The sequence below is a fragment of the Youngimonas ophiurae (nom. illeg.) genome, assembly GCF_049803795.1.
Lineage (GTDB): Bacteria > Pseudomonadota > Alphaproteobacteria > Rhodobacterales > Rhodobacteraceae > Thalassobius.
The window spans coordinates 1-3,865 of the sequence record NZ_JBNAGJ010000018.1; the positions used below are offsets into that span (position 1 = coordinate 1).

Consider the following 3,865-nt stretch of genomic DNA (forward strand, 5'->3'; position numbering starts at 1 on the left):
GTGTCTTGAAGTTCTTCGCGAGGGGACACCCCGTCTTGACCGTCTGCCGATATGAAGCCCTTGAGGCCCGCCTTATTGGCGTCAACGTCGCCAATCTCCTGCACCCGCATAACCCGCACGTCTGTGACGATCAGGGTCAGGCGAGAGGCCCAGCGGGGCATGTGTTGGGGGCGACGGATGCGACCCCACATCGACAATGCGTCAGGCCTCCACCCCCATCGCTGCACAGTGTCGTCGCAGGTGTAAATCAGAGGCTCTTCACCCCCCATTTCTAACGGTGCAAGATCATCGTAACAGCGATCTGTTCTCCACGCCTCACGCCCCCACAGGCGGTCACCAGTGGCTCGCCGGATCGGAATCCGGCGCTCTGGACCAGCATCCTCAACGGTGAAACCATCTTTCGAAAGCTTTAGGTCGGGCTCGTCAATGATGTGTTCCGAGAAGGTGCTAAACGGCACAACGGGCTGCGGCTTGATCGGCTCCACGACCAGCGACAACCGCCCGTTCAGTGCGGCGCGGACCTGCCAGTCGGTTAGGTTGATGGGGCGGTCAGTCATGGGGCGTAAATCCTTGATGCGCGAACAACGGAGAGTGATCAGCAAAATTGCACCAAACGACTTCGGTGCGCTTGGCGGCGCGGTCTGCCAGTGCGCTGATTTCGATGCGCCGCCAATCGTGCAGGGCATCGTCATAGAGGGTTGAAGCGTATCCACTAAGGACCACTGCGCCTTTCATGGACCTCAGTGCGCTCAGGAGCGCGACGTGATCATCGCGGGTCATTTCATGGCGATAGTCCCGCCCCTTGTCCCTCGTTTCCGGGAGGTATGGCGGATCGACGTAGTGGACCGTTTGCGGCCCATCATGCGCTTGCATGACCTGAACTGCCGGGCGCTGTTCGATCACAACTCCACGCATCCGCTCGGCCGATATTTGGATTGTTTCCGGTAGTGTCGTCCAACCATGAACGGGCAACGTGCCAGCCCGCAACCCGGCGGCGCGAAACCCTGTTTTGCGGTGAATGCCAGATGATCCGTGGCCGAAATGCGACCGGATCAGGATGCGCCTAGCCCGCTCAAGATCGGTGTCGGCATGTTCGTGGGCGACCTCATGTTCAGCCCGCGCGAAGGGCGTCATTGCAATCGCAGCTGCGAGTTCGTCTGGCGCGTCCCGCACGACACGAAACAGCGTCACCATGTCGCCGTCCAGATCGTTGTAGACCTCCAAGCGTGACCGGGGCTTTGCCAAAAGAACACCCGCGCCGCCGCCAAACGGTTCAACGTAGCAATCGTGTGCAGGAAAAAGTCCGATGATCTTTTCGGCCATTCGAACTTTGCCGCCGTGGTATCTGACAAGAGCACCCATTATTTCGCCACCACATTGCGTTTCCACTTGAACAGCCCCAGCGCGCCCTTGACCGGGATGAACGGGACCGGCTGGCGGATCGACAGGGCGCGGTCGGGGAGGGTGGTGAGGTCAGTCATCGAACGTGACTTTCGCTTCGATCTTCTTGCCGAAATACTCGCCCTTGGCGATGGAGCGGCTCAAGACGCCCGGCCAGGTATTCAGGGCGCGCGCGGCTGCGATGATGCTGGGGTATTCTTTGCCGTCGTACCGGACCTTCTTGGGGGTTGTGTCAGTCATGGTGAATCTCCATCTTGTAGCCCTGCCAGCCGATGGTGCGCAGGGTGTAGCCTGTGCCTTCGAGCTTCCGGCGCAGTGCGCGAATTTGGGTGTAGATGACCCTTTTGGCCCCCAGCGGCCCGCCATCTTCTCGGTCACCGTAGATGTGATCAACGATGTGGTCTGTGCTGCGTATGCCGCCTCTTCTCAGAAGGGCGAAGATGCGCAATTGTGTTGGTGTCAGATTTTGGGGCAGGGGCAGGTCAGTCATTTCCGCCCCCATTCGCGCGCCAGATCGACAATCCAGTCCAGCAGGTTCAGCGGATCGCGAGCGCCTACCATCCCGGCGACCAGAACAGCCGTGCGGCCGAGGCCGGGCAGGGCGGGGCAGTTGCCGGGCTGGGCGGTGGCGATGAACAGCCAGGCCCAAGCGCCAGTGATCAGGCCGATGGCCAGATAGGCCAGCACGGCATAGATGGTGAAGGATATGAGGCGGTCGGTGGCGGTCATTTCTGTTCCTCCACTGCGGGGTCAGAAAGACGGTTGGGCCGACGAATGATGGCATGAATGCGCGCGATCAGTTCCTCCCGGTGGAACGGCTTGGTCAGGTAATCGTCGCCACCGAAGCCGAAGAATTTCAGCTTGGAATCGATGCTGTCGTCGCCGGTCAAGGCCATGATGGGGGTCTCCACACGGGCTAGGCGCAATCGCCGCAACACCTCGTGGCCATTAATATCCGGCAGACCCAGGTCCAAAAGGATCAAATCATAATCATACAGCTTGGCCAGATCGATCCCCTCCTCACCCAAATCGGTCGTATAGACGTTCAGATTCGCATGGGTCAGCATCATTTCGATACTTTTCGATGTGGTGGGATCGTCTTCGATAAGAAGTATGCGCATCGCTCACGCCCCCGCCGGTTTGTAGTCAGCCACGGCGTCAATGAACGCGCGGATCTGTGTTTTCAGGCGCTCATCCGTGATCTTGGCGATGACGCTCGCGATCCGGGCGGTTTCGGCGTCGATGACTGGGCCGCTTGGGCCGTCATCCGTCAGACCGTCAAAGAAATACGCGGGGGGCACGTCCAGGATGCGCGAAACCTCGAACAGTTTGCTGGCGCTGATCCGGTTGCGGCCCAGTTCGTATTTCTGGACCTGCTGGAACGAGATGTCCAAACCCTTGGCAACGTCCGTTTGTGTCAGGCCACGCAGTACGCGCAGGTTTTTCAGTTTTTTACCGACGTGTTCGTCTACGGGGTGGGTCATTTGGTGGGCTCCTCTTCCAAAACCATTTCAGCGAGCGCCAGCGCGGCTTCGTAGATGGCTGTTTTGTGGGGATCAGCATCGGCGTGAAGTTTTTTCAGAAACTCTGCGCGACCTCCAAAAAAACATCCCGCGCGGATAAAAGTTTCGTCGTTGGCGCTCTTGAAAAAGTAGGCCTTTCGATGCTCGGATCCGATCCGATCAACGGCGAAATATGGCTTCCTCCAATTCAGCGGCTTGACCCGCCCGCGCCGAAGCTGCACCCCTCGCCGAAGCTGCACCCCTCGCCGAAGCTGCACCACGCGCCGAAGTGGCACCACGCGCCGAAGCTGCACGCCTCGCCGAAGCGGCACCTCGCGCCGAAGCGGCACGCCTCGCCGAATGTCTTAATTTTGCTGTAGTCGCCGGTCGGGCAGTGCCTAACGCCGTTGACAACCGGAAGTGCGTCAAATTCTTCTTGCGTGTAAATCTTCATTCTTTCTCACCCTTCAACAAAATCAGCCCATCAGCCCTGCTGCGCGCTTGCGTCACCATCAGGGCTCGCAAAATGTCCTCGTATCCGATAGGCGCGCTTGCCCATTTATCGCGGCTATCCAGAACGGCATGGCACTGGTCACAGGCGTCGATAACAAAGAGATCGTCAGGCTTTACGCCCATGCCACCAAATCCGAAGAGGCGCAGGTGACAACCTACTGTTCGCTCTGGGTCGTGAGTGCATATGCCTGGTATCTGCAAAGAGCAGTCCCGACCGCGAGCGGCTTGCCGAATTGGGACCGACTTCTCGGGGCGCTGGCCTTTGCGATAGATTGGGCGCTTTGGCAGTGTGGTAGCCATCAGAAGCCCCTTTCGGTGAAAACAACGCCGTGCTGCGCGGCCCAGGCTGATATGAATTCGATCAGGTCCGACATCTGCGAAACAGTCATTGCAGACGAGCGGAAGCCTACCGGGAAAGGCTCCCCGTTGAGGCCCATCTGAAAGGCCAC

The 3,865-nt window shown here is 59.2% G+C and carries 9 protein-coding genes and 1 pseudogene; 1 reads left to right on the forward strand and 9 read right to left on the reverse strand.

Annotation, left to right across the window (positions count from 1 at the left end; translation table 11 throughout):
* The 7 genes and pseudogenes from ACP15O_RS18740 to ACP15O_RS18770 form a co-directional block, all read right to left on the reverse strand.
* On the reverse strand, nt 1–557 hold a 557-nt coding region (locus ACP15O_RS18740; protein WP_425097541.1), incomplete at its 3' end, for a hypothetical protein.
* Nucleotides 550–1,362, reverse strand: coding sequence for a DNA adenine methylase (locus tag ACP15O_RS18745; RefSeq protein WP_425097542.1), 813 nt, complete (start codon nt 1,360–1,362; stop codon nt 550–552). The genes ACP15O_RS18745 and ACP15O_RS18740, both read right to left, overlap by 8 nt.
* Before the next feature lie 111 nt (nt 1,363–1,473).
* Nucleotides 1,474–1,641: a hypothetical protein gene (locus ACP15O_RS18750; RefSeq protein ID WP_425097540.1), complete on the reverse strand. Its 168-nt coding sequence runs from the start codon at nt 1,639–1,641 to the stop codon at nt 1,474–1,476.
* The gene (locus ACP15O_RS18755; protein WP_425097543.1) at nt 1,634–1,891 is read right to left on the reverse strand and encodes a helix-turn-helix domain-containing protein; all 258 of its coding nucleotides are present in this window, start codon (nt 1,889–1,891) and stop codon (nt 1,634–1,636) included. Before ACP15O_RS18755 ends, ACP15O_RS18750 begins: the two co-directional genes overlap by 8 nt.
* The gene (locus ACP15O_RS18760) at nt 1,888–2,130 is read right to left on the reverse strand and encodes a hypothetical protein (protein WP_425097544.1); all 243 of its coding nucleotides are present in this window, start codon (nt 2,128–2,130) and stop codon (nt 1,888–1,890) included. Before ACP15O_RS18760 ends, ACP15O_RS18755 begins: the two co-directional genes overlap by 4 nt.
* Nucleotides 2,130–2,522, reverse strand: a pseudogene (locus ACP15O_RS18765) (response regulator); the annotation flags it as partial. The pseudogene ACP15O_RS18765 and the gene ACP15O_RS18760, both read right to left, overlap by 1 nt.
* A 3-nt stretch (nt 2,523–2,525) precedes the next feature.
* The gene (locus ACP15O_RS18770; protein WP_425097545.1) at nt 2,526–2,885 is read right to left on the reverse strand and encodes a helix-turn-helix domain-containing protein; all 360 of its coding nucleotides are present in this window, start codon (nt 2,883–2,885) and stop codon (nt 2,526–2,528) included.
* A gap of 65 nt (nt 2,886–2,950) precedes the next feature.
* Here ACP15O_RS18770 and ACP15O_RS18775 point away from each other — a divergent pair, with 65 nt between their 5' ends.
* Nucleotides 2,951–3,283, forward strand: coding sequence for a hypothetical protein (locus ACP15O_RS18775; protein ID WP_425097546.1), 333 nt, complete (start codon nt 2,951–2,953; stop codon nt 3,281–3,283).
* A 70-nt stretch (nt 3,284–3,353) separates the two neighbouring features.
* Here ACP15O_RS18775 and ACP15O_RS18780 read toward each other — a convergent pair whose 3' ends face one another.
* Together ACP15O_RS18780 and ACP15O_RS18785 are read right to left on the reverse strand one after the other, a co-directional pair.
* Nucleotides 3,354–3,716 carry a nuclease domain-containing protein gene (locus ACP15O_RS18780; protein WP_425097547.1) on the reverse strand — a complete coding sequence of 121 codons (363 nt, stop codon included), beginning with the start codon at nt 3,714–3,716 and terminating at the stop codon, nt 3,354–3,356.
* Nucleotides 3,716–3,853: a recombination protein NinB gene (locus ACP15O_RS18785; RefSeq protein ID WP_425097548.1), complete on the reverse strand. Its 138-nt coding sequence runs from the start codon at nt 3,851–3,853 to the stop codon at nt 3,716–3,718. The genes ACP15O_RS18780 and ACP15O_RS18785 overlap by 1 nt, the downstream gene beginning before the upstream one ends.
* Nucleotides 3,854–3,865: the final 12 nt, after the last annotated feature.